The organism is Pseudomonas sp. CBS, assembly GCF_024734645.1.
GTDB lineage: Bacteria > Pseudomonadota > Gammaproteobacteria > Pseudomonadales > Pseudomonadaceae > Aquipseudomonas.
Genome location: NZ_CP102929.1, coordinates 6055231 through 6082224, shown reverse-complemented (window position 1 = coordinate 6082224; position 26994 = coordinate 6055231). Strand labels below are relative to the sequence as shown.

General features: G+C 59.8%; 25 protein-coding genes. 11 read left to right on the top strand and 14 right to left on the bottom strand.

Annotation, left to right across the window (positions count from 1 at the left end):
- Window positions 1-21: 21 nt before the first annotated feature.
- Window positions 22-621, bottom strand: a complete 600-nt coding sequence (locus NVB75_RS27775; RefSeq protein WP_258344250.1) for an FMN-dependent NADH-azoreductase — start codon at window positions 619-621, stop codon at window positions 22-24.
- Window positions 622-772: 151 nt separating this feature from the next.
- A complete protein-coding gene (locus NVB75_RS27770; RefSeq protein ID WP_258344249.1) occupies window positions 773-1087 on the bottom strand; it encodes a 3-phosphoglycerate kinase in 315 nt (104 codons plus the stop codon).
- Between the two features lie 49 nt (window positions 1088-1136).
- Between NVB75_RS27770 and NVB75_RS27765 the strand changes: the two genes are divergently transcribed.
- The 5 genes from NVB75_RS27765 (at window position 1137) to aqpZ (ending at window position 6237) form a co-directional block, all read left to right on the top strand.
- Entirely contained in the window at window positions 1137-2060 is a 924-nt protein-coding gene (locus NVB75_RS27765) for a LysR family transcriptional regulator (protein ID WP_003210710.1), read from the top strand.
- Window positions 2061-2072: 12 nt separating this feature from the next.
- Complete coding sequence (locus NVB75_RS27760; RefSeq protein WP_258344248.1) at window positions 2073-2876, top strand: alpha/beta fold hydrolase; 804 nt, start codon at window positions 2073-2075, stop codon at window positions 2874-2876.
- Window positions 2877-2879: 3 nt separating this feature from the next.
- Complete coding sequence (locus NVB75_RS27755; protein ID WP_063032494.1) at window positions 2880-3443, top strand: peptidylprolyl isomerase; 564 nt, start codon at window positions 2880-2882, stop codon at window positions 3441-3443.
- 83 nt (window positions 3444-3526) lie between these two features.
- Window positions 3527-5359: an ABC transporter ATP-binding protein gene (locus NVB75_RS27750; RefSeq protein WP_258344247.1), complete on the top strand. Its 1833-nt coding sequence runs from the start codon at window positions 3527-3529 to the stop codon at window positions 5357-5359.
- A gap of 179 nt (window positions 5360-5538) precedes the next feature.
- Complete coding sequence (gene aqpZ, locus NVB75_RS27745) at window positions 5539-6237, top strand: aquaporin Z (protein WP_226475036.1); 699 nt, start codon at window positions 5539-5541, stop codon at window positions 6235-6237.
- Between the two features lie 54 nt (window positions 6238-6291).
- Here the strand turns inward: aqpZ and NVB75_RS27740 are convergent, their stop codons facing one another.
- From NVB75_RS27740 to NVB75_RS27730, 3 genes are all read right to left on the bottom strand, one after another.
- On the bottom strand, window positions 6292-6540 hold the full coding sequence (locus NVB75_RS27740; protein ID WP_003210705.1) for a BrnA antitoxin family protein: 249 nt from the start codon (window positions 6538-6540) through the stop codon (window positions 6292-6294).
- Window positions 6518-6796 carry a BrnT family toxin gene (locus NVB75_RS27735; protein ID WP_226475034.1) on the bottom strand — a complete coding sequence of 93 codons (279 nt, stop codon included), beginning with the start codon at window positions 6794-6796 and terminating at the stop codon, window positions 6518-6520. The genes NVB75_RS27740 and NVB75_RS27735 overlap by 23 nt, the downstream gene beginning before the upstream one ends.
- Window positions 6797-6875: 79 nt before the next feature.
- Window positions 6876-8000, bottom strand: coding sequence for a GNAT family N-acetyltransferase (locus NVB75_RS27730; RefSeq protein ID WP_258344244.1), 1125 nt, complete (start codon window positions 7998-8000; stop codon window positions 6876-6878).
- Window positions 8001-8039: 39 nt separating this feature from the next.
- Between NVB75_RS27730 and NVB75_RS27725 the strand changes: the two genes are divergently transcribed.
- On the top strand, window positions 8040-8195 hold the full coding sequence (locus NVB75_RS27725) for a hypothetical protein (protein WP_258348838.1): 156 nt from the start codon (window positions 8040-8042) through the stop codon (window positions 8193-8195).
- Window positions 8196-8229: 34 nt separating this feature from the next.
- Here NVB75_RS27725 and NVB75_RS27720 read toward each other — a convergent pair whose 3' ends face one another.
- The 6 genes from NVB75_RS27720 to aceK form a co-directional block, all read right to left on the bottom strand.
- On the bottom strand, window positions 8230-9564 hold the full coding sequence (locus NVB75_RS27720; protein ID WP_258344243.1) for an OprO/OprP family phosphate-selective porin: 1335 nt from the start codon (window positions 9562-9564) through the stop codon (window positions 8230-8232).
- A gap of 339 nt (window positions 9565-9903) precedes the next feature.
- Complete coding sequence (locus NVB75_RS27715; protein WP_258344241.1) at window positions 9904-10137, bottom strand: anti-sigma factor; 234 nt, start codon at window positions 10135-10137, stop codon at window positions 9904-9906.
- Complete coding sequence (locus NVB75_RS27710; protein WP_177122847.1) at window positions 10131-10745, bottom strand: RNA polymerase sigma factor; 615 nt, start codon at window positions 10743-10745, stop codon at window positions 10131-10133. The genes NVB75_RS27715 and NVB75_RS27710 overlap by 7 nt, the downstream gene beginning before the upstream one ends.
- A 25-nt stretch (window positions 10746-10770) precedes the next feature.
- Window positions 10771-11892 (bottom strand): beta-ketoacyl-ACP synthase III, encoded by a 1122-nt coding sequence (locus tag NVB75_RS27705; protein ID WP_258344240.1) that lies wholly within the window; start codon window positions 11890-11892, stop codon window positions 10771-10773.
- Between the two features lie 347 nt (window positions 11893-12239).
- Entirely contained in the window at window positions 12240-16151 is a 3912-nt protein-coding gene (gene hrpA, locus NVB75_RS27700) for an ATP-dependent RNA helicase HrpA (protein WP_258344239.1), read from the bottom strand.
- Window positions 16152-16221: 70 nt separating this feature from the next.
- Entirely contained in the window at window positions 16222-17943 is a 1722-nt protein-coding gene (gene aceK, locus NVB75_RS27695) for a bifunctional isocitrate dehydrogenase kinase/phosphatase (RefSeq protein WP_218263647.1), read from the bottom strand.
- Between the two features lie 412 nt (window positions 17944-18355).
- On the opposite strand from aceK, the gene NVB75_RS27690 reads away from it, so the two are divergent.
- Together NVB75_RS27690 and NVB75_RS27685 are read left to right on the top strand one after the other, a co-directional pair.
- Complete coding sequence (locus tag NVB75_RS27690; protein ID WP_258344238.1) at window positions 18356-19981, top strand: methyl-accepting chemotaxis protein; 1626 nt, start codon at window positions 18356-18358, stop codon at window positions 19979-19981.
- Window positions 19982-20053: 72 nt separating this feature from the next.
- Entirely contained in the window at window positions 20054-20950 is an 897-nt protein-coding gene (locus NVB75_RS27685) for a DMT family transporter (protein ID WP_258344237.1), read from the top strand.
- A 31-nt stretch (window positions 20951-20981) separates the two neighbouring features.
- Here NVB75_RS27685 and NVB75_RS27680 read toward each other — a convergent pair whose 3' ends face one another.
- The gene (locus NVB75_RS27680) at window positions 20982-21842 is read right to left on the bottom strand and encodes a DMT family transporter (protein ID WP_258344236.1); all 861 of its coding nucleotides are present in this window, start codon (window positions 21840-21842) and stop codon (window positions 20982-20984) included.
- Window positions 21843-22388: 546 nt separating this feature from the next.
- On the opposite strand from NVB75_RS27680, the gene NVB75_RS27675 reads away from it, so the two are divergent.
- Complete coding sequence (locus NVB75_RS27675; RefSeq protein WP_258344235.1) at window positions 22389-22568, top strand: hypothetical protein; 180 nt, start codon at window positions 22389-22391, stop codon at window positions 22566-22568.
- A gap of 44 nt (window positions 22569-22612) precedes the next feature.
- Here NVB75_RS27675 and NVB75_RS27670 read toward each other — a convergent pair whose 3' ends face one another.
- Together NVB75_RS27670 and cysK are read right to left on the bottom strand one after the other, a co-directional pair.
- Entirely contained in the window at window positions 22613-23551 is a 939-nt protein-coding gene (locus NVB75_RS27670; RefSeq protein ID WP_258344234.1) for an aspartyl/asparaginyl beta-hydroxylase domain-containing protein, read from the bottom strand.
- Between the two features lie 186 nt (window positions 23552-23737).
- Window positions 23738-24712 carry a cysteine synthase A gene (gene cysK / locus NVB75_RS27665; RefSeq protein WP_010176514.1) on the bottom strand — a complete coding sequence of 325 codons (975 nt, stop codon included), beginning with the start codon at window positions 24710-24712 and terminating at the stop codon, window positions 23738-23740.
- 123 nt (window positions 24713-24835) lie between these two features.
- Here cysK and NVB75_RS27660 point away from each other — a divergent pair, with 123 nt between their 5' ends.
- The gene (locus tag NVB75_RS27660; protein WP_258344232.1) at window positions 24836-25912 is read left to right on the top strand and encodes a DUF748 domain-containing protein; all 1077 of its coding nucleotides are present in this window, start codon (window positions 24836-24838) and stop codon (window positions 25910-25912) included.
- Window positions 25913-26148: 236 nt separating this feature from the next.
- Window positions 26149-26994 carry a MoxR family ATPase gene (locus NVB75_RS27655; RefSeq protein ID WP_003210690.1) on the top strand — a complete coding sequence of 282 codons (846 nt, stop codon included), beginning with the start codon at window positions 26149-26151 and terminating at the stop codon, window positions 26992-26994.

Sequence of the window (26994 nt, the reverse complement as noted above, 5' to 3'; positions counted from 1 at the left end):
GATTATCTGACGATTAACATCTCATGCCACTTGGGCGAGCAGTGCCTTGGCCTGGTTCACGCCTTTTTCCTGGAAGTCACCGCCCAGATTCACCCCTTCGGCGTGAATGAACGTGACGTCGTGGATGCCGATAAAGCCCATGACCTGACGCAGGTACGGTTCCTGGTGATCGGTGCTACCGCCGGCATGAATGCCGCCGCGGGCGGTCAGCGCAAAGGCGCGCTTGTCGGTCAGCAGGCCCTGAGGGCCGGTGGCGGTGTACTTGAAGGTCACACCGGCACGCAGCACATGGTCGAGCCAGGCTTTCAGGGTGCTGGGAATCGCGAAGTTGTACATCGGTGCGGCCATCACCAATACATCGGCGGCCAGCAGCTCATCGGTCAGTTCGTTGGAGCGATCCAGGGAAGCCTGTTCGAGCGTGCTGCGCTGTTCGGCAGGTTTCATCCAGCCGCCCAACAGATTGGCGTCCAAGTGCGGCACCGGGTTGATGGCGAGGTCACGCACGGTGATCTGATCAGCCGAGTGGGCGATTTTCCATTGGCTGATGAATTGTTGGGTCAGTTGGCGGGAGATTGAGTCCTGCTGACGGGCGCTGCTTTCGATGATCAGAACACGGGCCATGATTATGTAAGCTCCATCGGTGAATGCTGTAAGGCGATGGAGTGAAGGTTAATCAGAGCCCGTTCGATTAAAAAGCGTAAAAAATTGCTATAACCCATCTAGAAATTTGTTTATAAGCGGAGTATTGCTGTGGGCATCCTCCGCTTTTGCCTTATTTCGGTGCGCAGGTGAGCTGGATACGCATCTTGATAACGGCACGGTTGAATTTGACCGTGGTATTGGTGGTTTTCCCTGCTGCAACCGTGACCTTGCGGGTACGCGGGGCTTCCGGGCCGTTGGTAAAGCGTACCTTGCACTCCGCGTCATTGGGGCCGTAGTTGGTGAGTTGGATCGAACTGATAGTGCTGTCGACGTCCGACGCGCTGTAATCGATCTTCACGCCCTGAATGTCTTTCGTCACATCGGTACTGAATGCAAACGCACTCAACGGCAGCAGCGTCAGCAGCACACAACAGAATTTTCTCATTCGGCAGTCTCCAATAAGGACCGCCAGCTTAGGACAAGAGGAGCTCATCTTGAAAGCGCCCCGCGTTACCCTTGATCAATGGCGCACCCTGCAAGCCGTGGTCGACCATGGCGGCTTCGCCCAGGCGGCCGAAGCGCTGCACCGCTCGCAATCCTCGGTGAGCTACACCGTGGCCCGTATGCAGGACCAACTCGGCGTGCCGCTGCTGCGCATCGACGGGCGCAAGGCGGTGCTCACCGAAGCGGGTGAAGTGCTGCTGCGCCGCTCCCGGCAACTGGTGAAAAACGCCAGCCAGCTTGAAGACCTGGCCCACCATATGGAACAAGGCTGGGAGGCCGAAGTGCGGCTGGTGGTCGACGCGGCCTACCCCAACGCCCGTCTGGTGCGCGCCCTCACCGCCTTTATGCCGCAAAGCCGTGGCTGTCGGGTACGCCTGCGTGAAGAGGTGTTGTCCGGTGTCGAAGAGCTGTTGATGGACGGCATGGCCGACCTCGCGATCAGCGGGTTCATCATTCCGGGTTACCTGGGGACGGAAATGAGCGACGTCGAATTTGTCGCCGTGGCCCACCCCGAACATCCGCTGCACCAACTGCACCGCGAACTGAGCTTCCAGGACCTGGAAAGCCACATGCAGGTGGTGATCCGCGACTCCGGCCGCCAGCAGCCGCGGGACGTCGGCTGGCTCGGTGCCGAACAGCGCTGGACCGTCGGCAGCCTGCCCACCGCCGCCACCTTTGTCAGCAGCGGCCTGGGTTTCGCCTGGTTACCCCGGCACCTGATCGAACGCGAACTCAAGGAAGGCCTGCTCAAGCTACTGCCCCTGGAACGAGGTGGCAGCCGCAACCCGACCTTCTATCTTTACTCGAACAAGGACAAACCCCTGGGCCCGGCCACGCAGATTCTCGTCGAGTTGCTGCGCACCTTCGACACCGCCCCGCTGGACGCGCCGTTCGCCGCACCCCAGCAAGCCTGAAAAGGAGTTCCCATGGCCTATTTCGAACATGAAGGTTGCACCCTGCATTACGAGGAATATGGCCATGGCTCACCGCTGATCCTGATCCACGGCCTGGGCTCCAGTTGCCTGGATTGGGAGCTGCAAGTGCCGGTACTGTCACAACACTACTGGTTGATCGTGGTGGATGTGCGCGGTCATGGACGCTCCGACAAACCCCGGGAGCGCTACAGTATCGCGGGTTTCACCGCCGACCTGGTGGCCTTGATCGAACACCTGCAGCTGCCCCCGGCCCACGTGGTCGGCTTGTCCATGGGCGGCATGATCGCCTTTCAACTGGCGGTGGATGAGCCACAAATGCTCAAGAGCCTGTGCATCGTCAACAGTGCGCCTCAGGTCAAGGTTCGCACTGCCGGCGATTACTGGCAGTGGGCAAAACGTTGGAGCCTGGCCCGCGTTCTCAGCCTGAGCACCATCGGCAAAGCCTTGGGCACTATGCTGTTTCCCAAGCCCGAACAAGCCGAACTGCGGCGCAAGATGGCTGAACGCTGGGCAAAAAACGACAAACGTGCTTACCTCGCCAGCTTCGATGCGATTGTTGGCTGGGGCGTACAGGAACAACTTTCGAAAATCTCCTGTCCAACCTTGGTCATCAGCGCCGACCACGACTACACCCCCGTGGCGCAGAAAGAAATCTATGTAAAACTGCTGCCCGATGCGCGGCTGGTGGTGATCGAGGATTCCCGCCATGCCACGCCGCTGGACCAACCCGAACACTTCAACAACACCCTGCTCGATTTTCTCAAGACAGTCGAAACCACAACCCAGGATCACTGACCCATGCTGAAAAAAATCGCCTTCTTTGCCGGTTCCGTACTGTTCGCTGCCAACCTGATGGCGGCTGAACCCGCCAAGGCACCTCACGTATTGATCACCACCACCAATGGCGACATCGAGATCGAACTGGACCCGGTCAAGGCCCCGATCAGTACCAAGAACTTCCTGGCCTATGTCGACAAAGGCTTCTACACCAACACCATTTTTCACCGGGTAATCCCGGGCTTCATGGTGCAGGGCGGTGGGTTCACGTCGCAAATGTCGCAAAAGCCGACCGAAGCACCGATCAAGAACGAAGCCAGCAACGGCCTGCATAACGTGCGCGGCACCCTGTCGATGGCGCGTACCAACGACCCGAACTCCGCCACCAGCCAATTCTTCATCAACGTTGCAGACAATGCCTTCCTCGACCCGGGCCGTGATGCGGGTTACGCGGTATTTGCCAAAGTGGTCAAGGGCATGGACGTGGTCGACATCATCGTCAACTCGCAAACCACCACCAAACAGGGCATGCAGAACGTGCCAATCGATCCTGTCCTGATCAAGTCGGCCAAGCGCATCGACTGAAGGCTACAGGGAGTTTCGCGCGGTGCCCCCGAGGCACCGCGCGCATTTGAACAGGAGAGCCCGCCGCGCGGGCGTCATACCTAATGCTCTATCGTCGTTTTGAACAACTGATCGACATCTTCCGCGACGCTCCCAGCGCGGCCCCTCCCGATAAAGTCCTGCCCTTCTACATCTATTACCTGCGCCAGGTATGGCCGTGCTTTGCCGCCTTGCTGGTGGTGGGCCTGATCGGCGCGCTGATCGAAGTGGCACTGTTCAGCTACCTGAGCCGCATCATCGACCTGGCTCAGGGCACGCCGCCCGCCAACTTCTTCCAGATCCACGCCACCGAGCTGATCTGGATGGCCGTGGTCGCCCTGCTGCTGCGCCCGATCTTCGGCGCCCTGCATGACCTGCTGGTGCACCAGACCATCAGTCCCGGCATGACCAGCCTGATTCGCTGGCAGAACCACAGCTATGTGCTCAAGCAGAGCCTTAACTTCTTCCAGAACGACTTCGCCGGGCGCATTGCCCAGCGCATCATGCAAACTGGCAACTCCCTGCGCGACTCGGCGGTGGCCGCCGTGGACGCGATCTGGCACGTGGCGATCTACGCCATCAGCGCCCTGGTGCTGTTCGCCGAAGCGGACTGGCGCCTGATGATCCCGCTGATCACCTGGATCATCGCCTACAGCCTGGCCCTGCGGTACTTCGTGCCACGGGTCAAGGAACGCTCGGTGATTTCCTCCGAGGCACGTTCCAAATTGATGGGACGGATTGTCGACGGCTACACCAACATCACCACCTTGAAGCTGTTCGCTCATACGAATTACGAGCAGAACTACGCCAAGGAAGCCATCGTCGAGCAGACCGAGAAAACCCAGCTGGCCAGCCGTGTCGTGACCAGCATGGACATCGTGATCACCACCATGAACGGCCTGCTGATTGTCTTCACCACCGGGCTGGCCCTGTGGCTGTGGACCCAATCCCTGATTTCAGTGGGCGCCATTGCCCTGGCCACCGGCCTGGTGATTCGTATCGTCAACATGTCCGGCTGGATCATGTGGGTGGTCAACGGCATTTTCGAAAACATCGGCATGGTCCAGGACGGCCTGAAAACCATCGCCCAACCGCTGGCAGTGACCGACCGCGAGAATGCCCCGCGCCTGGAAGTGCCCCATGGCGAGGTGCGGTTCGATCAAGTGGATTTCCACTACGGCAAGAAGAGCGGAATCATCAGCGGCCTGAACCTGGACATTAAACCGGGTGAAAAAATCGGCCTGATCGGTCCGTCCGGCGCGGGTAAATCCACCCTGGTCAACCTGCTGTTGCGCCTGTACGACCTGCAAGGCGGACGCATCCTGATCGACGGCCAGAACATCGCCGAAGTCGCCCAGGAAACCCTGCGCGAACAGATCGGCATGATCACCCAGGACACCTCGCTGCTGCACCGCTCGATCCGCGACAACCTGCTGTATGGCAAGCCGGACGCCACCAACGAAGAGCTTTGGGCCGCCGTGCACAAGGCCCGCGCCGATGAGTTCATCCCGTTGCTGTCGGACGCTGAGGGCCGTACTGGCCTGGACGCCCACGTCGGTGAACGCGGGGTCAAACTCTCCGGCGGGCAACGTCAGCGCATCGCCATCGCCCGGGTACTGCTCAAGGACGCGCCGATCCTGATCATGGACGAAGCCACCTCGGCACTGGATTCGGAAGTGGAAGCCGCAATCCAGGAAAGCCTGGAAACCCTGATGCAGGGCAAGACGGTAATCGCCATCGCCCACCGGCTTTCCACCATTGCCAGAATGGACAGGCTGGTGGTGCTGGAAAAAGGCCAGATTGCCGAAAGCGGCAGCCATGCCGAATTGCTCGCACACGGCGGTTTGTATGCACGACTGTGGCAACACCAGACCGGCGGGTTCGTCGGAATAGACTGATTCCGTTGGTTAACTGCGACCTCAATTCCGAACAATTCTGACAGTTTTCTCTATCCCGCTGGTCTTGCGACACAATCCTGCTGTACTCCAATCAGGCCCCAGGAGGGCCCTGATTTAAGGCAGCAGGGAAGCGTCAAAGACCCGTTAATCAGATAGAGCAATCTACTAAGGATGTGTTCATGTCACTGTTCAAGCGTTCCGTTACGGAAGGACTGGGTACGTTTTGGCTGGTGTTGGGTGGCTGCGGCAGTGCGGTACTGGCCGCATCGTCGCCCGTCGGGATCGGGGTACTGGGTGTGGCCCTGGCGTTCGGGCTCACGGTGCTGACCATGGCATTCGCCATCGGGCACATCAGCGGTTGCCACCTGAACCCTGCGGTGTCCGTGGGGCTGGTAGTGGGCGGAAGGTTTCCGGCCAGGGAGTTACCGGCGTACATCATCTCCCAGGTCATCGGCGGCATCGTCGCCGCTGCGTTGTTGTACTTCATAGCCAGCGGCAAGCCAGGGTTCGAACTGGCCTCGGGCCTGGCCAGCAACGGCTACGGCGAGCACTCACCCGGTGGTTATTCGATGGCAGCGGGGTTTGTGTGCGAGCTGGTGATGACGGCCATGTTCGTGCTGATCATCCTCGGCGCCACCGACCGCCGTGTGCCGGCGGGTTTCGCGCCGATCGCCATCGGCCTCGCGTTGACACTGATCCACCTGATCTCGATCCCGGTCACCAACACCTCGGTCAACCCGGCCCGCAGTACCGGCCCGGCGCTGATTGTCGGCGGCTGGGCGCTCCAGCAGTTGTGGATGTTCTGGCTGGCGCCGATCCTCGGTGCAGTGATCGGCGGTATTACCTATCGATGGCTCGGCACGGAAAAAACCGCCTGAGCCAAACGGGTTCAGCCCTGCCGGTAAGGCAGGGCTGCCCTCGCCAGTGCTCTATCAGCCTTGATGTGCCTGCATATACTGGCGCAGCAACTGATTGATGCGCGTCTGATAGCCAGTCCCTTGCCCCTTGAACCACTCAAGAACGTCAGCATCCAGACGGATAGTAACTGCCTGCTTGACCGGCACACGCAATTCGGCACGACGGAAGAAGTCTTCTCCCAACTCGGGGATGTCGCTGGTATCAATCTCCCGATCGTCCATCTTAGCCAGGCGCTCCCAGTCAGTTTTCGATGCTTTCGACATAGTATTTGGCCTCCTGTTTGGTTGCTTTTCGGGCGGAAATAATGCGAATTACGTCACCCCGCCTCTCGGTGTATACAACTACACCTACCAGTAATTTTATCCAGCCAATGCTGACCCAGCGTTCTTCGTCATAATCCGTTCGAGTATCACGTTGTGACAATATTGGATGTTGAAAAATATCCGATACGTCGTTGAAGTCTATGCCGTGCTTGCGGATGTTTACTTGGTTTTTGGATTCATCCCACTCAAAACGCATGGTGCATCCTGTATTTACTTTTGTACATACACTATAGCGAAGTGCTCCCGCCCTCGGCACCTGTCAACCGATCAGTGGTTCAGCCCTGCCGATAAGGCAGGGCTGCTCTCGCCTCCTCGGCATATGCCAGGATCCCCACGCTTTCGCGCTCCAGGAAATCCGCCACGGCGGTCTTCAATCCCGGGTGTCGCAGGTAATGCCAGGAATGCGTGATCACCGGCTCAAACCCGCGAATCAGCTTGTGCTCGCCCTGGGCGCCCGCGTCAAAGCGCTGCAGGCCATGGGCAATCGCGTAATCCATGCCTTGATAGAAGCAAGTCTCGAAATGCAGCCGGTCGAACTCGGCCAGGCAGCCCCAGTAACGCCCATAAAAGCTGTCGCCGCCGATCAGGCTGAAGGCCATGGCCACCGGCCGTGAACCTTGCTTGGCCAGCACTACGCGAATCGCCTCGGGCATGCGCTCGGCCAGCAGGCTGAAAAAATTCCGGGTCAGGTACGGCGATTGTCGGCGTATGGCGTAGGTATTGGCGTAACAGGCGTAGACAAAATCCCACTGCGCCTCACTCAATTCATGGCCTTGCAGCCACTCGAACTCGATGCCCTGCCCCGCCACTTGCTCACGCTCTTTGCGCATCTGTTTTCGCTTGCGCGAACTCAGGGCGTCGAGGAAATCCTGAAAGTCACGGTAACCCCGGTTTTGCCAATGAAACTGGCAGCCCAGACGTTGGAGCCACCCCGGCTGTTGGGCCAGGGCGGTGTCGGCCAGGGCGTCGGTAAAGTTGATATGGGCGCTGGAAAGGCCTTCGATTTCCAGGTAGCCGGGCAGGCTTTTAAGCAGTTCGAAACCGTCCTCGGCGCTGGCAGCCAATAGACGCGGGCCGCTGACCGGGCTGAAGGGCACGGCCGTCAACAGTTTCGGATAGTAATCAATGCCGGCACGCTCGCAGGCGTCAGCCCAGCCGTGGTCGAACACGTATTCGCCATAGGAATGCCATTTGCGATAGCTGGGCAACGCGGCGATCAGCCGGCCACCTTCATAGTGCAGCAAATGCTCCGGCTGCCAGCCAGAGTGCGGGCCGATGCTGGCGCTGTCTTCCAGGGCACTGAGGAACGCATGGCGCAGAAACGGCTGGTCAGCGGGGACCAACCCATTCCATTCATCGGGCGCAATCTCGGACAGGTTATTCAAACGTTGTAACGGCATCCCATTCCCCGACGGTCACGGCTTTGTGTAGGAGCGAGCTTGCTCGCGATGGTCGTTAACGATAACGCGACCATTCTGACAGAACGCGGTGATCTCTGGTTCTTCGCGAGCAAGCTCGCGCATGCAGGACTCGGCGCAAAAAAAAGCCCCGCCAAACGGCGGGGCAAACCAAATGAGGAGCGCTTTGACGGATGAAGAAAAAGCGCTTTGGAGCGGTGCTGCAGGTTGCTTAGAACACGTACTGCACGCGGGCCACGATGGCGTCGCCGCTGTCGTCGCCATTGGCGTTCTGGATCTTGTCAGTGCTGACCTTGAGGTAGTTGGCAGAGACCCTCACCGCTTCGTTGGCGTACCAGTTGACACCGATGGTGTTCAGGCTTGCCTTGGCGTCACCCACTTCACGGGTCGCGCTGTTACGCACCACGTTTTTGTCGTCAACGCTGATGTTGTCGTAGCGATAGAACACTTCCCACGCGCCGAACTGCTTGTTCTGCGGCTTGATGGTGTCGAACTTGGCGCCGTCGAGTTTGTAGACCCGGGACTCGCCGGTCAGCGTGTAGGCCACCTGGCCGTAGAAACCCGTGGCCTTCACGTCCTGATAAGCGCTGCTGTCGGCCTTCATCTTGCGGTTCAGGTATTCGGCCTGCAGAGACAGCGGGCCGCGAGCGAAGGCAAATTCACCGCCGAAAACCGTGTCGGTGTCGTAGGCGTCGTTCGCGGTCAGGTTGCCGGAGTCCAGCCCTACACCGCCGCCGAAGGTCGCACGGTTGCCGTTGGCCCCGGCATCGTTGCCGCCGTTGGTGGCAACGCCACGAGCGTCCAGGCGAGGACGGATTCGCGAGTCGAACGAAGTGTCCTTCAGGTCACGCACCGCCACGTCCACACCCAGGTGCAAGACGTTGCCGCTGTCGTGCATCGGCGCAAACACGGCACGGCCGTTGAACTGCTTCACGCCTTTGCCGTTCTTGTCGTTGATGTCCTTGGAAGAAACGCTGGAGGACAGGTAGGCCATGTCAGCCACCACGGCGCTGACCTGCAGGCCCATGCCGTTTTCGTGGGAGTTGATCCAGTCGGCGACTTCATAACCGAGGTTACGCTCGATGGCGGTCACCCATTTGGAACTGGTGGCTTTTTCCAGGCCGAAGTCCTGGTCGAAACGACCAGCGCGGATCACCACTGGCTTGAAGCCTACGTACGAGAAGGACGCTTCGTCGAAGTAGCCATCATCGGCATTGCCGGAGTTGTGGGAAAAGTCGTAGTTGATCTGGTATTTCCAGTCCTTGTACACCGTGCCGCCCAATTCGAGGTAGGCGCGTCGGAAGTACGTGGCGTCAGCCGAGTTGCCGTTCTTGGTGTAAAAGCCATCAAACGTGCCGTAATCGGCCTGCAAACGACCACCCAGCTTGAAGCTGAAATTCTGGTCGGTGGTTGCAACCTCAAGGCCGCCCTTGGTTTTGACAACGATATCGGCGCCGTCAGTTGTGACAGTACCGGCGAAAGCCTGGGCGGTGACAGCCAGGGCCAAGGCGCTGGCCGCGAAACCGGCGAAGTGCTTACGGATCATCGAAGAATTCCCCTAATTGATGGTCTTGTGCATTGGTAAAACACGCGGTTTAGAGCCGCTGGTGTTGGGGGGCGATCTTGGCGAGGGGATATTTCAGCCGGGTTGCTGGAACATAAAGATTTTGTTACTCGGGAACTTTTTAATAGCTATTCGAAATAAGCCGAAGCCCACGTAAATCAAGGTTCCAGCCCATAAAACTGGTGAAAATGCCAGATGTTGCAAAATGTAAAAACGCCCAGGAAAAATGAATAATTTTTCATGTTGATTATTTTTTGAGCAAAAAAAAGCCCGCATCATTTATCGATGCGGGCTTGGTTTTTGTGTGAAAAGTGACGGGTATTACGGGTCGCGGGAACGCTCGGCGGCCAAACGCTCGGCCAACGCATCAACATCGGCGATGGGCGGCTCGGGCAGGATTTTCAGCGTTGCCTGCATCAAGCGCATCTGCCGGATAAAGCGCCGACAGTTAGCGCAGAACATCAGGTGATGACGCACCAGCAGACGCTCGCGAAAGGTCAGTTGCCCATCGAGATAGTCACTGGAACGCGCCACTTGTTCTTTACAGGTCAACATTCGCCGGTTTCCTCAAAATGCTCCACCGTGGCGAAGACTTTAAGCCGTGCTCGATGCAGCAGCACACGAACATTGGAGAGCGATAGTGTCAGAAGATTACAAATCTCCTCCAACTCCAGCCCCTGACGTTCGCGCAGCAGCAGTACGCTGCTTTGCAGTTCGGAAAGACTGGCCAGCGTGTGCTCCAGGCAATTACGCAGTTCGTCTTCGGTAAGCAGCGCTTCGGGAGTGTCCTGATGCCAGGCAAACGGCGCGACGGCCCAGTGGCCATCGTCGGGCACAAAGCGATCATCGCCGATGGTGCCGTGGGGTGACGGCAGGTCATCGAGCAGCACTTCCCGGCGGTTCTGCTTGTAACGGCCTTTTGCCGAGTTGGCCGTGATGGTCAGCAGCCAGGTCTTGAGGCTGGAGCGCCCCTCGAACTTCGCCAGGTTGCGCACCACCGACAGCCAGGCGTCCTGGACCACCTCATCGGCATGGCGCTGGCCAACGATGGCATAGGCCACGGCACGCATCGCGCTCTGGTAGGTGGTGACCAACTCCTTGTAGGCCCGCTGCTCACCCTTGAGCAATCGTTCGAGCAGGTGCGCGTCGTCCGCTGCTGCCATTCAAGACCTCGATTTCAAAACATGATCAGCGTCTGCGCAGAATCACGCTACCAATCGAATACCCGGCGCCAAACGAGCTGAGCACGGCCACAGCGCCCTTGGGCAAGTCGTCCTGGTAGGTGTGAAACGCAATCACCGAACCCGCGGAGCTGGTGTTGGCGTAAGTATCGAGGATCACCGGCGCTTCTTCCACTGAAGCCTCACGGCCCAGCAGTTTCTTGACGATCAGGTGGTTCATGCTGAGGTTGGCCTGGTGCAGCCAGAAGCGCTTCACATCGCCGACATTCAGCTGGTTTTCCGAGAGGTGCGTGCCGATCAACTCGGCGACCATCGGGCAGACATCACGGAAGACTTTGCGGCCTTCTTGCACGAACAGTTTGTCGGGGGCACCGATGCCCTCTTCCGCCGCGCGGTTGAGGAAACCGAAGTTGTTGCGGATGTTGTTGGAGAACTTGGTCAGCAGCTTGGTGCTCACCACGTCGAACTGATGCTCGGAAGTGGCCAGGTCGGCCCGCTCGAGGATCACGGCGGTGGCGGCATCGCCAAAGATGAAATGGCTGTCGCGGTCACGGAAGTTCAGGTGGCCGGTGCAGATCTCCGGGTTGACCATCAGGATCGCCCGGGCCTGGCCCAGCTGGATGCTGTTGGCGGCGTTCTGGATGCCGAAGGTCGCCGAGGAACACGCCACGTTCATGTCGAAGCCGAAACCCTGGATGCCCAGCGCTTCCTGGACTTCAATGGCAATCGCCGGGTACGCCCGCTGCAGGTTGGAACAGGCGACGATCACACCGTCGATGTCGGCGGCGGTCTTGCCGGCGCGCTGCAAGGCCTGTTCGGCAGCCCCCACGGCCATCTGGCAGAGGATCGACCACTCGTCGTTGGAGCGCTCCGGCAGGCGTGGCGCCATGCGCTGCGGGTCGAGAATGCCGGCCTTGTCCATGACAAAGCGGCTCTTGATGCCCGAGGCCTTTTCGATGAAGGCGGCGCTGGATTCGGTCAGTGGCTCGACGTCGCCGCGTTCGATGGCGGCGGCGTTATCCAGGTTGAACTGTTGCACGTAAGCATTGAAAGACTGCACCAGCTCTTCGTTGGAAATGCTGTTGGCCGGGGTGTACAGGCCTGTGCCGCTGATGACGACGTTATGCACGGTCGTTCCTCTAAATCTGTTCAGGCAGAAGGGTATTGGTACCGTCGTACCAAACCGTAAGTAGTTTTATGCCGCCCAGCGGCCTTCAAACTGGAAACGCTTTATTCCATCGCGCCATGGCTGCACCAGCCCAATTCGACGATCCCGGCATTTATAACCGCGAAGTTTGCCACAACATCGGAAACTTGGCGCCTATCCCGCACAAACACCTTCCCTGTGGCTTGCTCGCGCTGGGTCGCGAAGCGGCCCCAATAAAGTTACCCGGGTGTTTCAGAGAGACCTTATGGGGCTGCTTCGCAGCCCAGCGCGAGCAAGCTCGCTCGCCACAGTTGCTTGACGCACGTCGGTCACGCTTCGACCAGGCTCCATTGCTTGCCCAGACGCTTGTCGGAAATCGGCACCTTGGTGCCCAACTGCTGCGCAAACAGCGACACCCGGTATTCCTCCAGCCACCAGCGATACAGTTCCAGCTGAGGGTCGCGCTTGCCTTCCTGGGCGTGCTTGTTCAAGCGGTTCTGATACTGACTCCACAGGCCACCCAGCTCGGTGCTCCAGACCCGATCCTTCTGCACCTGGCTCGGCAGCTTCTCCAGGCGCAACTCGATGGCCTTGAGGAAACGCGGCAGCTCCTTGAACCATTGCGCCGGGGTTTCCCGAACGAAACCGGGATACACCAGGTTGCTCAATTGCTGCTTGATGTCATTGAGAGCCACGGCCTGGGCCAGGTCAATCTTGCCTTTGAAGCGTTTTTGCAGGCCATGCCACAGTTTCAGGATTTCGAGGGTCAAGCGCGCCTGGCGCTCGGCATGTTCGGTCCAACTGCCACGCTTGCGCTCGGCCAAGGCAGCCAGGCCGGCACCGTCACGCGGCAGGCTGGCTTCGCCTTCCAGCACGCAGCTGTCGAGGCTGGCCAACAGAATGTCTTCCACCAAGGCTTCGATACGCCCCAGCTCGCGGTACATCAGGCCCAACTCGGTCAGGCCGGGCAACTTGCCCCGCAGGAATTTTGCCGGCTCGGCCAGTTGCTGCAGCAGCAAGCGTTGCAAGGCCCGACGGTGCTGGAACTCTGCCTCGGCGGCAGTGGAGAAACGCCCTTCCTTGACCGTACCGTTTTCTTCCACCAATGCCGGATACACCGTCATCGACAGCCCCGCGATGTTTTGCTGGGTTTTCTCGGCCACCGCCGCAAAGACCTTGGCCTCTACCGGCTGTTGGCTTTTCGCGGTCTGCGGTACGGCCAACGCGGCTTGGCTGGCTTCGGCGAAACGTGCGGTCAGCTCGGCCAGGTCGCGGCCTTCACCGAGGAACTTGCCTTGGCCGTCGACCACTTCAAGGTTCATCTTCAGGTGGTTTTCCACCTGTTGCGCGGCCTCGGCCCAGGCTTCATCGCTGACCCGTGCCCCGGTCATGCGCAACAATTCGCGCCCCAGCGCCTGGGGCAACGAGCCTTGGCCAAATTCGATGCGTTGCAGGGCCGCCTTGACGAAGTCCGGCACCGGCACGAAGTTCTTGCGCAGGGCCTTGGGCAAGTTGCGCACCAGGGCAATGCACTTGGCCTCGATCACACCCGGCACCAGCCATTCCAGGCGCTCGGGCGGCAAGGCCGGCAACAGCGGCGCCGGCACGCGCAAGGTCACGCCGTCCCGGGGATGGTTGGGCTCGAAGTGATAACTCAAGGCCAGGGCCAGGTCGCCCAGGTGCAACGTGTCCGGGTAATGGGCGGCGGTGACTTCACTGGCCTCGCGGGCCAGTACGTCTTCTTCGCGCATGATCAACAGCTGCGGGTCTTTCTGGCTGTTGACCTTGTACCAACTGTCGAAGGTCGCAGTCTGGTGGATCTCGGCGGGCAGGCGCGCATCGTAGAAGGCGTACAGCGTTTCCTCGTCCGCCAGGATATCGCGCCGGCGGGCCTTGGCTTCCAGCTCGTCGAGCTGTTCCAGCAGTTGCTGGTTGGCCGTCAGGCAGCGGGCCCGGGACTGAATCTCGCCGCGCACCAGGCCTTCACGGATAAACAGCTCGCGGGACGTCACCGGATCAATCGGCCCGTAATGCACTGGCCGGCGCCCGACGATGATCAACCCGAACAACGTGATCTGCTCAAACGCCACCACTTGGCCGCGCTTCTTCTCCCAATGGGGTTCGAAGTGGTTTTTCTTGATCAGGTGCCCAGCCAATGGCTCGATCCAGTCGGCGTCGATCTTGGCCACCATCCGTGCATACAGCTTGGTGGTTTCCACCAGCTCGGCGGTCATCAGCCACTGCGGGCGCTTCTTGCCGATGCCCGAGGAAGGGTGAATCCAAAAACGCCGCTGACGCGCGCCGAGGTAATCGCCGTCTTCAGTCTTCTGGCCGATCTGACTCAGCAGGCCGGACAGCACCGCCTTGTGCAGTTTCGGGAAATCCGCCGGCTCCTTGTTGACCGTCAACTGCATGTCGCGGCAAATCAGGCTCAACTGGCGGTGGGAATCACGCCACTCCCGCAGGCGCAGGTAATTCAGGAAGTTCTTGCGGCACCAGTTACGCAGCGGGCTGGCGGTCAATTCCTGGCGCTGTTCTTCAAAACCACGCCACAGATTCACCAACCCGGCGAAGTCCGAATCCGGGTCCTTCCACTGTGCGTGAGCCTGGTCGGCGGCTTGCTGGCGTTCCGGCGGACGCTCGCGCGGGTCCTGGATCGACATGGCGCTGGCGACGATCAGCACTTCCTGCAAGCTGCCGAGCTTGGCGGCTTCCAGCAACATGCGGCCCATGCGCGGGTCCACCGGCAAACGCGCCAACTGACGGCCCATCGGGGTGAGCTGGCTGTTACGGTCGACGGCCGACAACTCTTGCAGCAGGTTGAAACCGTCGCTGATTGCCTTGCCATCCGGCGGCTCGATAAACGGGAAATCGGTGATCTCGCCCAGGCGCAGGTGCAGCATCTGCAGGATCACGGCCGCGAGGTTGGTGCGCAGGATTTCCGGGTCGGTAAATTCCGGACGCCCGATAAAATCTTCTTCGCTGAACAAGCGCACGCAAATGCCTGGTTCCACCCGCCCGCAGCGGCCTTTGCGCTGGTTGGCGCTGGCCTGGGAAATCGCCTCGATCGGCAAGCGCTGGACCTTGGCCCGGTAGCTGTAGCGGCTGATGCGCGCAGTGCCGCTGTCGATCACATACCGAATGCCAGGCACGGTCAGCGAGGTTTCCGCGACGTTGGTCGCCAGCACCACACGCCGGCCCGGGTGGGACTGGAAAATCCGCTGTTGCTCGGCCGGTGACAGGCGCGCATACAGCGGCAGAATTTCGGTGTGCTTGAGCTGGGCCTTGCGCAGCATATCGGCGGCGTCGCGAATCTCGCGCTCGCCGGGCAGGAACACCAGCACATCGCCGGGGCTCTTGCGTTCGCTGCGTTCAAAGGCGGCGATCTCATCAAGGGTGGCGAGAATCGCCTGGTCGACGGTCAGGTCGTCCTCGACGCGGTTGCCCTCCTCGTCCTGCTCCAGGGTCAGCGGGCGGTACCAGGTTTCCACCGGGAAGGTGCGGCCCGACACCTCGACAATCGGCGCATCGTCGAAGTGCTTGGAAAAGCGCTCCAGGTCGATGGTTGCCGACGTAATGATGACTTTGAGGTCCGGGCGACGCGGCAACAGGGTTTTCAGGTAGCCCAGCAGGAAGTCGATGTTCAGGCTGCGCTCGTGGGCTTCGTCGACGATGATCGTGTCGTAGCGTTCGAGGTAGCGGTCGTTCTGGGTTTCGGCCAGCAGGATGCCGTCGGTCATCAGCTTGATCAGGGTGTTGGAATCACTCTGATCTTCAAACCGCACCTGGTAACCCACCAGGGAGCCCAGCGGCGTCGCCAACTCTTCCGCAACCCGGCTGGCCACGCTGCGCGCCGCAATCCGCCGCGGCTGGGTATGGCCGATCAGGCCGTATTGGCCGCGGCCGATTTCCAGGCAGATTTTCGGCAACTGGGTGGTTTTACCCGAGCCGGTCTCACCGGCAATGATCAGCACCTGATGCTTGAGCAGCGCTTCCTTGATTTCGTCGCGCTTGGCGGCGATCGGCAGGCTGTCGTCATAGCGAATCACCGGCAAACTGGCACGCCGCGCCGTCACCTGGGCGCAGGAGGCCTGCATCCGCGTCACCCACTGCGCAAGTTTTTCCTCATCGGGTTTCTTGCGCAGCTCAAGCAGTTGCCGCCGCAAGCGGTGGCGGTCGGCGAGCATGGCGTGATCGAGGTTTTTCAGCAGTTGGTCGATAGCGGGCGCTTGGTCAGTCATCAGGTACGCAAAGGTCGTCTATGTAGGCAGGGGGCGGATTGTCGCAGAAAAGCGCCGCCCCGCGCTCCCCTCATTCGTTGTCCAGGCCCTTGCGACGGTAGGGAAACACGTCAATCACCTTGCCGGCGCGAATCGCGTCTTGGAGGCCTTTCCAGTAGTCGGCGTTGTACAACTCGCCGTGCAGTTCGTCGAACAGCCGGCGCTGGCCGGCATCGGCAAACAGGAACGGCGGGAATTCCTCCGGGAACACATCCAGCGGGCCGATGGAATACCAGGGCTCGGAGGCCATTTCATCTTCCGGGGTACGCGGCGCCGGGATATGGCGAAAGTTGGCTTCGGTCAGGAAACAGATTTCGTCATAGTCGTAGAACACCACGCGGCCGTGACGGGTGACGCCAAAATTCTTCAGCAACATATCGCCGGGAAAAATATTCGCCGCCGCCAGTTGCTTGATCGCCAGGCCGTAGTCTTCAAGCGCTTCACGCACCTGGGCTTCGTTGGCGTTCTCCAGATAGAGGTTGAGCGGGGTCATGCGCCGCTCGGTCCAGCAGTGGCGGATCAGTACCGTATCGCCTTCCACTTCGACGGTGCCGGCGGCGACTTCAAGCAATTCGGCCAGGCATTCGGGCTCGAACTTGCTCAACGGAAAACGGAAGTCGGCGAACTCCTGGGTGTCAGCCATGCGCCCGACTCGGTCGACACTTTTCACCAGCCGGTACTTCTCGATCACCGTGGCGCGGTTGACGTTTTTCGACGGTGAAAAGCGGTCCTTGATGATCTTGAACACAGTGTTGAAGCCCGGCAGGGTAAACACACTCATGACCATGCCGCGCACGCCCGGGGCCATGATGAACTGGTCGTCGGTGGTGGCGAGGTGGTTGATCAGCGCCCGATAGAATTCGGATTTTCCGTGTTTGTAGAAGCCGATGGAGGTGTACAACTCGGCGATGTGCTTGCCCGGCAGGATGCGCTTGAGGAAGCCGATAAACTCCGCCGGCACCGGCACGTCCACCATGAAATAGGAGCGGGTGAACGAGAAGATGATCGACACGTCGGCTTCGTCGGTGATCAGCGCGTCGATCTGGATGCCGCGCCCTTCCCGATGCAGCAGCGGGATCACCAGCGGCCACTGTTCGTCGCGGGTGTAGATGCGCCCTACGAGGTACGCGCCTTTGTTGCGGTACAGCACCGAGGAGAATAGTTCGACGTTGAGGTCCGGGTCTTTGCAGACCCAGTCCGGCAGGTTTTCGCGCAATTGCGCTTCCAGGCGGCGCAAGTCGGCGGGCAAGTCGGCGTAGGGCTCGCTGAAACGGTAGTCGGCGAAAATCTGTTCAAGCATGCCTGCCAGCTTGCCGCCCGGCTTGTAGGTGCGGGTCTGCGCCGCCCGGGCGCGGCGCAGGCTCGGCCGCGTGGTGTGAATGAACATGCAGCCGTCGCTGATCAGGTCGTGACTGAACAGCCCGCAAAACGTCGAGTTGTACCAGGTCTCGGACAGCTCATCGTCAAACCGCAGGTCGATCAGGCTGATGTAGGCGCTTTTCACCAGCGGCCAGGCGGCAATGTCGAGTAACACGGCTTCATCGAAGGCCGCCCGCAGCCGCGCCGTGACTTCGCTGACCTTGTCTTCGTACAGGTTGATGCGCGCCGCCGAGGCCGCCTGCCCTTGCTGCCACTGTGCCTTTTCGAAACGCTCCCGGGCGCCATCGGTGATCTGGCGGAAGTGCTCGCGGTAGTCGTCGAAGCCGTCGAGGATCATCTGCGCAATGTCGAGGGCGGGCGTTTGCTGCGGCATTTGGGAAACCTCTGCGGGCATTTGGAGTGAGCTGAGCTTAGCCAGTGTGCAGGAACAGGAGAAGGGACATTTTTTCGTTCAGCCTTGTACAGGCTTGTTCATTTTGTACATTTATTTTCAATTTTATTAAGCCGACCACTCGGTCAATAAAAAACCTTGAAGTCAGTTCAGCCAAGTTAAACGTTTCATCTGAAGGCCTCTAACCACGGGCCTCCCCCGGGAGCCCCCTGGAAAACCCGAGTATTTGCTCTAGCACGCTGGACCTCAATTCCCTTTAGAGCATTGGATCCAACGTAAGGGAAACCCTTATTACCTTCATGATGGCTCTTTGCTATATAGCGCGCCCTCTCCCACCTAACAAGGTCAGAAGACCGGTCCGGGAACAGGTTCTAATCGACCAAGGAGCATTGAGATGTCATTGAGGAATATGGGGATCGGCCTGCGCGCCAGTCTGAGTTTTGGGGTGTTGGCCAGCCTGTTGATCGTGGTCGGCCTGTTTGGTTTAGGCCAGATGGCCAAGCTGCGGGAAAGCGCGCTGATCATCGAAGAGTCGTGGATGCCGAGTATTGAAAACATTCACGACAGCGCCGCCTATGTCGCCAGCATCCGCCTGGAAGCGTTGCGCTTGCTCACCACCGATGAGTCCCGGGTGCGCGACAACAGCAAAAACCTGATCACCCGCCAGCGTGGCGACCTTGAAGAACTTCTGAAGCGTCACGAAACCCTGCTGAGCAACGAGCAAGAACGCGACCTGCTCAAGCAGTTGAAAGCCAACGTTGCGACCTACATGACGATCGTCGCCCAGATGATTCAACTGGTCGACCAGGACCAGCAGCAAAACGCCATGGACCTGCTCAACAGCCGGCTGGCGCCCCAAGGCATGGTCCTCAATAAAAGCCTGGAAGACATGATCACCTTCAATCAAAAAGGTGTTGAAGACGCCGCAGAGTCGGCAGCCCAGATGTACACCAGCGCCCAATGGGTGGTCGGCACCATCATCGTCACCGCCCTGATGGCAACGTTACTGCTGGCCTGGCTGCTGACCCGCAGCATCACCGCGCCCATTGGCCAGGCACTGACGGTGGCCCGCACCATCGCCTCCGGCGACCTGAGCCGGCCGATCGTTGTGGAAGGCAAAGACGAGCCGGCGCAATTGCTCAGCGCATTGGCCACCATGCAGACCAATCTGCAGGACACCATCCGTGGCATCAGCGAATCGTCGCAGCAGTTGGCCTCGGCGGCCGAAGAGATGAGTTCGGTGATGGAACAGAGCACCCGCGGCCTGCAGGCGCAGAACGATGAAATCGAACAGGCCGCCACTGCCGTGACGCAAATGAGCGCGGCAGTGGATGAAGTGGCGGGCAATGCGGTGTCCAGCGCCGAAGCTTCCAAGGCCTCCGACGAAGACAGCAAGCACGGCCATTACCAGATCAGCGAGACCATCAGCTCGATCCAGAACCTGGTGGACGAAGTGCTCGGCGCCTCTACCAAGGCCGAAGGCCTGGCGGTGCAGGCCCAGGACATCAGCAAAGTACTGGAAGTGATTCGCGGGATTGCCGGTCAGACCAACCTGCTGGCGCTCAACGCGGCAATTGAGGCGGCCCGCGCAGGCGAGGCCGGTAGCGGCTTTGCCGTGGTGGCGGACGAAGTGCGCTCCCTGGCGCAACGCACCCAGGACTCCACCGAAGAAATCGAACAGATGATCAACGGTATCCAGCAAGGCACCCAGGACACCGTCGGTGCCTTGAACAGCAGTGCCGAACACGCCGGCCAGACTTTGCAGCGGGCCAACAGCGCCGGCAGTGCGCTGGAGAAAATCACCGCAGCGATCTCGCAGATCAGCCAGCGCAACCTGGTGATCGCCAGCGCCGCCGAGCAGCAGGCACTGGTGGCCCGAGAGGTGGACCGCAGCCTGGTGAACATTCGGGACCTGTCGACGCAAACCGCCGCCGGTGCCACCCAGACCTCGGCGGCCAGCCAGGAACTGTCGCGGTTGGCGGTGGACCTCAATGGTTTGGTGACGCGCTTCGTGCTGTAAAACATGTATTAGCGATTGTGTCAGACAGGTCCGTGGGCAACACTTCCGCCCTTATCAAACAGGAGTTGTTCCGTGAGACCTGTCGACACCCTGCACCTGTTGGTGCTGGCCGCTATCTGGGGCGCGAGTTTTTTGTTCATGCGAATTATCGCGCCGGAAATCGGCACCATACCTACGGCATTTTTCCGGGTGTCGATTGCCGCCACCGGCCTGCTGGTGATCCTCGCCATGATGCGGGTGAGCTGGGATTTCCAGGGCAAGTTCAAGACGGTGCTGTTGCTGGGCGTCATCAACTCGGGCATTCCCGCGACCATGTATTCGGTGGCGGCCCAGGTGCTGCCGGCCGGTTACTCGGCGATCTTCAATGCCACGACGCCGCTGATGGGCGTGCTGATTGGCGGGCTGTTTTTCAGTGAGCGCCTGACGCCGTCGAAAATTGCCGGAGTGTGCCTGGGGCTGTTCGGCGTTGGCATCCTGACCCGCGCCGGGCCGGTGGCCTTCGACATGGAACTGCTGATGGGTGCGCTGGCGTGCCTGTTGGCGACCACCTGCTATGGTTTTGCCGGCTTTTTGGCACGGCGCTGGCTCGATCAAAGGGGCGGGCTGGACAGTCGTCTCGCAGCCTTGGGCAGCATGCTCGGGGCCACGCTGTTGCTGCTGCCGCTGTTTGCCTGGAGTGCCATCAGCCATCCACCGGCCAGTTGGGGTGGCTGGCCTGTGTGGTTGTCGTTGCTGGGATTGGGGCTGGTGTGTACGGCGTTTGCCTACATCCTGTACTTCCGCTTGCTGACGTCCATCGGCCCGGTGAAGTCGATGACCGTGACCTTCATGATTCCGCCGTTCGGGGTGTTGTGGGGGGCGTTGCTGCTGGATGAGCCGCTGTCCATGGCGCATCTGTATGGTGGGCTGTTGATTGCGGGGGCATTGTGGCTGGTGCTTCGGCCAGGGAAATTGGCCGGGAAGCTGTAGGAGCGTTTCGGCTCCTACAGCGTGGGGTTGATCAGCTCTTACGGAACACAAAAGCCAATCCGACAATGATCAGGCCCATCCCCAGCAAGCTCAGAATTGCCAGCTTGTTGCCGAAGATCAGGTAATCCATCACCGCCGTCACTGCGGGCACCAGATAGAACAAGCTGGTGACATTCACCAGGTTGCCCCGAGCGATCAGCCGGTACAGCAACAGCGTCGCCAGCAGCGACACCACCAAGCCCATCCACAGCACCGGCACGAAAAAGCCGCTGCTGTGTTCAAAGTGGAACGGCTGGAACGGCACAAACACCGAGCACAACAACAAGCCTGCGAAGTACTGCACCGGCAGCGTGCCCAGCGGGTTATCGGTGATGCGCTTCTGCATGATCGAGCCGAAGGTCATGCTGGCCAGGGCCAACAGGCCAAAGAGTATGCCCGCCAGGGACATCCCGGACATGCCGATGCCCTGGTACACCACCATGATCAACCCCGCCAACCCCAGCGCCAGGCCGAACATCCGGCTCCAGGAGCGCTGACGCTCCATCAACACCACGGTCAGGATCGGTTGCACGCCCATGATGGTAGCCATCATGCCGGGCGTGACTTTGAGGTCCAGGGCCAGCAGGTAAAAAATCTGGTAAGCCCCCAACAGCACCAGCCCGGTGGCCGCCGCGTAAAGCATCGGCTTGCCGGGACGCGGCAACTTCAGCTTGAGGATCGGGACCAGTATCACCAACCCCGCCAGGGCTATGGCAAAACGGATCAGCAAAAACGCAAAGGGCGAAGCGTGGGCCAGGCCCCATTTGGAGAAAATCGCCCCGCTGCTCCACAGCAAGACAAACAGGCTCGTCGAGGCCGCCGCGGCCACGGATTGTTTCGAAAGAACAGACATGGATACCACCTGTAATCAGGCAAAAAGCCAACTCAGCAAAAGCTGAAATTCAGTAGGTTTTTTCAGGCGGGCACAGGGGAACAGCCATCAGCTGATCAGCCCGAAATGCCAACACCCGGCGGTGATACGACTGCGTACACCGGCGTGCTACTGACAGGTGGGGGGTAGTGACTGATCTGCACAGGCTGCTGGTTCCCGCACGGCACGACCGCAGCGTTGACCGCTGAATCGACTACCGCTATGCGCAAGGAAGCTGGCATGTGCTGATCTTTTTTGAAGGGATGGACAGGTGTCTTAAAACACCTGCGGTCGACTATAACCAGCTGGGGACATGCTTTGCAATGACTTCGCCAAAAGGCCAGTAAGGACAGCTTGGGTCAACACCACTAGCCTTGGGAAAAACCAATCCGCTCCGAATCCGGGGGGCTTTTAACTCATGATGACCAATGCCAAAAAACGCGATTCTCTGCGCTATCAGTTATACCGCTCAAAGGCGGGCTTAGCATCGTAACCATGCTCAATTAATGATCAACAGTGGAGGCTAATATGGGATCAGCTCCTAAAAACTCCGTTACCCAGAAATCATCATCGAAGCTGATAAAAGAGCTTGGAGCACCAGCACTAGCAGTCACCGCCAATCAGCGCCGTTTTCTCAGTGCAGCCATGACGACCAGCGTTGATGAGCCCAGCCTTTTAGCGGGCAACCCCAACAAATCAAAAGCATAAAAAAAACCGCTCACTCGAGCGGTTTTTTTATGCCTGCAAAAGCCTTAACCAAACAACCAATACCCCAACGCCGTCAGCACCACCACCGCCAGCACCGGCCGCAGGATGCGATAAGCCTTCGGATGCTTGCGCTTCCACTGCTTGACCACGCCACTGAAGCTGTCGCCGAAGCGCTTGCTCCAGGCATACGCCTGGTTGATCCCGCCAACGCGTTCGTCATCCAGGTTCTGCGGCGCGGTAGCGCGGCCCAGTTGGGCGCTGACCCAACGGTTGATGCGCGTCATCAGGCGGTTGCTCAGCGGGCGTTCGATGTCGCAGAACAGGATTACCCGGGTGAGCTCGGTTTCGTTCTTCACCCAGTGCACGTAGGTCTCGTCGAACATCACGTCTTCACCGTCACGCCATGCGTACACCTGGCCGTCGACGAAAATACGGCAGTCGTCGGAGTTCGGCGTGGACAGCCCCAGGTGGTAACGCAGGGAACCGGCAAACGGGTCACGGTGCGGGTTGAGGTGGCTGCCACCCGGCAACAGGGCAAACATCGCGCCCTTGACGTTGGGAATGCTGCTGACCAGGGCCACGGTTTTCGGGCACAGCAGTTCAGCCGACGGCAACGGTTTGTCGTACCACTTCAGGTAGAAACGCTTCCAGCCCTTCTTGAAGAACGAGCCGAAACCGGCATCGTTGTTCTTCTCGGCGGCGCGGATATAGCCCTCGTCGAACAGATGCATGGCCTCTTCGCGAATCACTTCCCAGTTGTCCTTGAGCACGTCCAGCTCCGGAAACTTGCTGCGGTCCAGGTACGGCTTGGACGGCACGGCGGAGAAGATGTACATCAAGGCGTTATACGGGGCGAACAGCGCCGAATGGTTGACGAACTGACGCAACATCGGCAAGCGGGCCTTGCCACGCAAATGCACGTACAGCGTGCTGCCGATAAACAGCAGCAACACCGACAGTTTGGCGGCCAAAGAAAAGGTCATGCAGCAACTCCTGGAAATAGGCGTCTGGCCATTAGCCTCCCGTTATCGGGAAACCAGACGTAGCAGCCGGCCATGATAAACACTCCGGGCCTCGGGAAAAACCCGCGCACTCCAACAATCAGCATCTAGCGGTGCGCGATAACGGGCCAATTATGCATAAGGGCCGCGCCATCGCGCTGATTTGAATCAAGCCTGGTTTTCCTGATCGGTAAACAAATCGGCGAACAACATGCTCGACAGGTAGCGTTCGCCGGAGTCCGGCAGCACCACGACGATGGTCTTGCCCTGCATTTCCGGCTTCTCCGCCAGGCGCACCGCCACCGCCATCGCCGCGCCGCAGGAGATACCGCACAAAATCCCCTCTTCCTGCATCAGGCGCAAGGCCATGGCCTTGGACTCTTCATCGCTGACCAGTTCCACCCGGTCGACCATCGACAGGTCGAGGTTTTTCGGCACAAACCCGGCACCAATGCCCTGGATCTTGTGAGGGCTGGGCTTGATCTCTTCACCGGCCAGCGCCTGGGTAATCACCGGCGAGCTGATGGGCTCCACCGCCACCGACAAGATAGGCTTGCCCTGGATGTTCTTGATATAGCGCGACACCCCGGTGATGGTGCCGCCAGTGCCCACGCCTGCCACCAATACGTCCACGGCGCCATCAGTGTCATTCCAGATTTCCGGACCGGTGGTTTTCTCGTGGATCGCCGGGTTGGCCGGGTTTTCGAACTGGGCCGGCATAAAATACTTGGCCGGGTCGCTGGCGAGGATTTCGCCGGCTTTTTCGATCGCGCCCTTCATGCCCTTGGCCGGCTCGGTCAACACCAGTTCGGCGCCGAGGGCCTTGAGCACCTTGCGGCGCTCGATGCTCATGGAGGCGGGCATGGTGAGCAACAGTTTGTAACCACGGGCGGCGGCAACAAACGCCAGGCCGATGCCGGTATTGCCGGAAGTCGGCTCGACAATGGTCATGCCCGGCTTGAGTTTGCCGCTGCCTTCGGCGTCCCAGATCATGTTTGCGCCAATCCGGCACTTCACCGAATACCCCGGGTTACGCCCTTCGATCTTGGCCAGAATAGTCACGCCACGCGGGGCAATGCGGTTGATCTGAACCAGGGGCGTGTTACCGATGGAGTGCGCGTTGTCTGCAAAAATGCGGCTCATAACGGGTCCTTTAGGCAATTTCAGGAAGGCCCCAAGGGTATGCCTCGTGTTGCGAAGCGTCCAGTCAAGCGAACGTCCAGCGGCCGTAGGAGTCAATCGCCTACACGGATGGAGAAAATCCCTATGAAACGTCGCTACAGTTGGCCGCTCTGGACCCTTGCGGGAATCGTGGTACTGCTGGTCGTCCTGGATATCGCCCTGCCCTATCTGGTGCGCAACTACCTGAATGACAAACTCGCCGACATGGGCGATTACCGCGGCCAGGTCACCGATGTCGACCTGGCACTGTGGCGCGGCGCCTATCGGATCAACGGCTTGCAGATCGTCAAGGTCGACGGCAAGGTGCCGGTACCGTTCGTCAAGGCGCCGGTGATCGACCTGTCAGTGAGCTGGCATTCACTGTGGTACGACCACGCTGTGGTGGCCGAGGCACAGTTCATCAAGCCGGAGCTGAACTTCGTCGACGGCGGCACCAACAAGCAGGCATCCCAGACCGGTCAGGGCACCGACTGGCGGGCCCAACTGAGCAAACTGTTGCCGATCACCCTGAACGAGGTGCGCATCGACGACGGAAAGATCGCCTTCCATAACTTCAGCTCTAAACCTCCGGTCAATATGTACGCGACCCAGGTCAACGCCAGCTTCTACAACCTGACCAACGTGGTGGACGTCAAAGGCCAGCGCGACGCACGTTTCGACGGCAAGGCGCTGTTTTTGGGCCAGGCGCCGCTGGAAGCCACGGCGACGTTCGACCCCTTGAGCAATTTCGAAAACTTCGAATTCCGTTTCCGGGCCCGGGATATCGAGCTCAAGCGTATGAATGACTTCGCATCGGCCTACGGCAAGTTCGACTTCAGTGCCGGCAACGGCGACCTGGTGGTGGAAGCCCAGGCAGAAAAAGGCCAATTGACCGGCTACATCAAGCCCCTGCTGCGCAACGTCGAGGTGTTCAACTGGCAACAGGATGTGGAGAACAAGGACAAGGGCATCTTCCGCTCGATTTGGGAGGCGGTGGTCGGCGTCAGCGAAACCGTGCTGAAGAACCAGCGTAAAAACCAGTTCGCCACCCGCGTGGAGCTGAGCGGCAACGTGCACCAGCAAGATATCAGCGCGTTCCAGGCGTTTTTGCAGATTTTGCGTAATGGTTTCGTCCAGGCCTTCAACGCCCGCTACGAACAGCCCAAGCCCAGCGCAGACTGAAACATTGGCCCCTGCAGGAGCGAGCTTGCTCGGGAAAAGCCCCAAGGCGCCGGGTTTATTCAGAAAGCACGCGTCATCGTTGACGTTTTTCGCGAGCAAGCGCGCTCCTACAATTCAGAGACTGAATAGCCCGTCTGCGTTCACAGTCGCCGGGGCTGCGCGGTATAGTCGGGCCAAGCTGATTACCCGCCCGCTTCGGTCCCGGACCGTTCGGCGTCACGTTCGAGGATTGATAGATGAAGTTCGAAGGCACCCAGGCCTACGTAGCCACCGATGACCTGAAACTGGCCGTCAACGCCGCCATCACGCTGGAGCGGCCACTGCTGGTCAAGGGCGAACCGGGCACCGGCAAGACCATGCTCGCCGAGCAACTGGCCGAATCCTTTGGCGCCAAGCTGATCACCTGGCACATCAAGTCCACCACCAAGGCCCATCAGGGCCTGTACGAGTACGACGCGGTCAGCCGCCTGCGGGACTCGCAGCTGGGCGTGGACAAGGTCCACGACGTGCGCAACTACCTGAAAAAGGGCAAGCTCTGGGAAGCCTTTGAGTCCGAGGAGCGGGTCATCCTGCTGATCGACGAAATCGACAAGGCCGACATCGAATTCCCCAACGACCTGCTGCAAGAACTCGACAAGATGGAGTTCTACGTCTACGAAATCGACGAGACCATCAAGGCCAAGAAGCGCCCGATCATCATCATTACCTCCAACAACGAAAAAGAGCTGCCGGACGCGTTCCTGCGCCGCTGCTTCTTCCACTACATCGCCTTCCCGGACCGCACCACCCTGCAAAAGATCGTCGACGTGCACTACCCGGACATCAAGAAAGACCTGGTCAGCGAAGCCCTCGATGTGTTCTTCGACGTGCGCAAAGTACCGGGCCTGAAGAAAAAACCGTCCACCTCCGAACTGGTGGACTGGCTCAAGCTACTGATGGCCGACAACATCGGCGAAGCGGTACTGCGCGAGCGCGACCCCACCAAAGCCATTCCGCCCCTGGCCGGTGCCTTGGTGAAGAACGAGCAGGACGTGCAGTTGCTGGAGCGCCTGGCGTTCATGAGCCGTCGCGGTAACCGATAA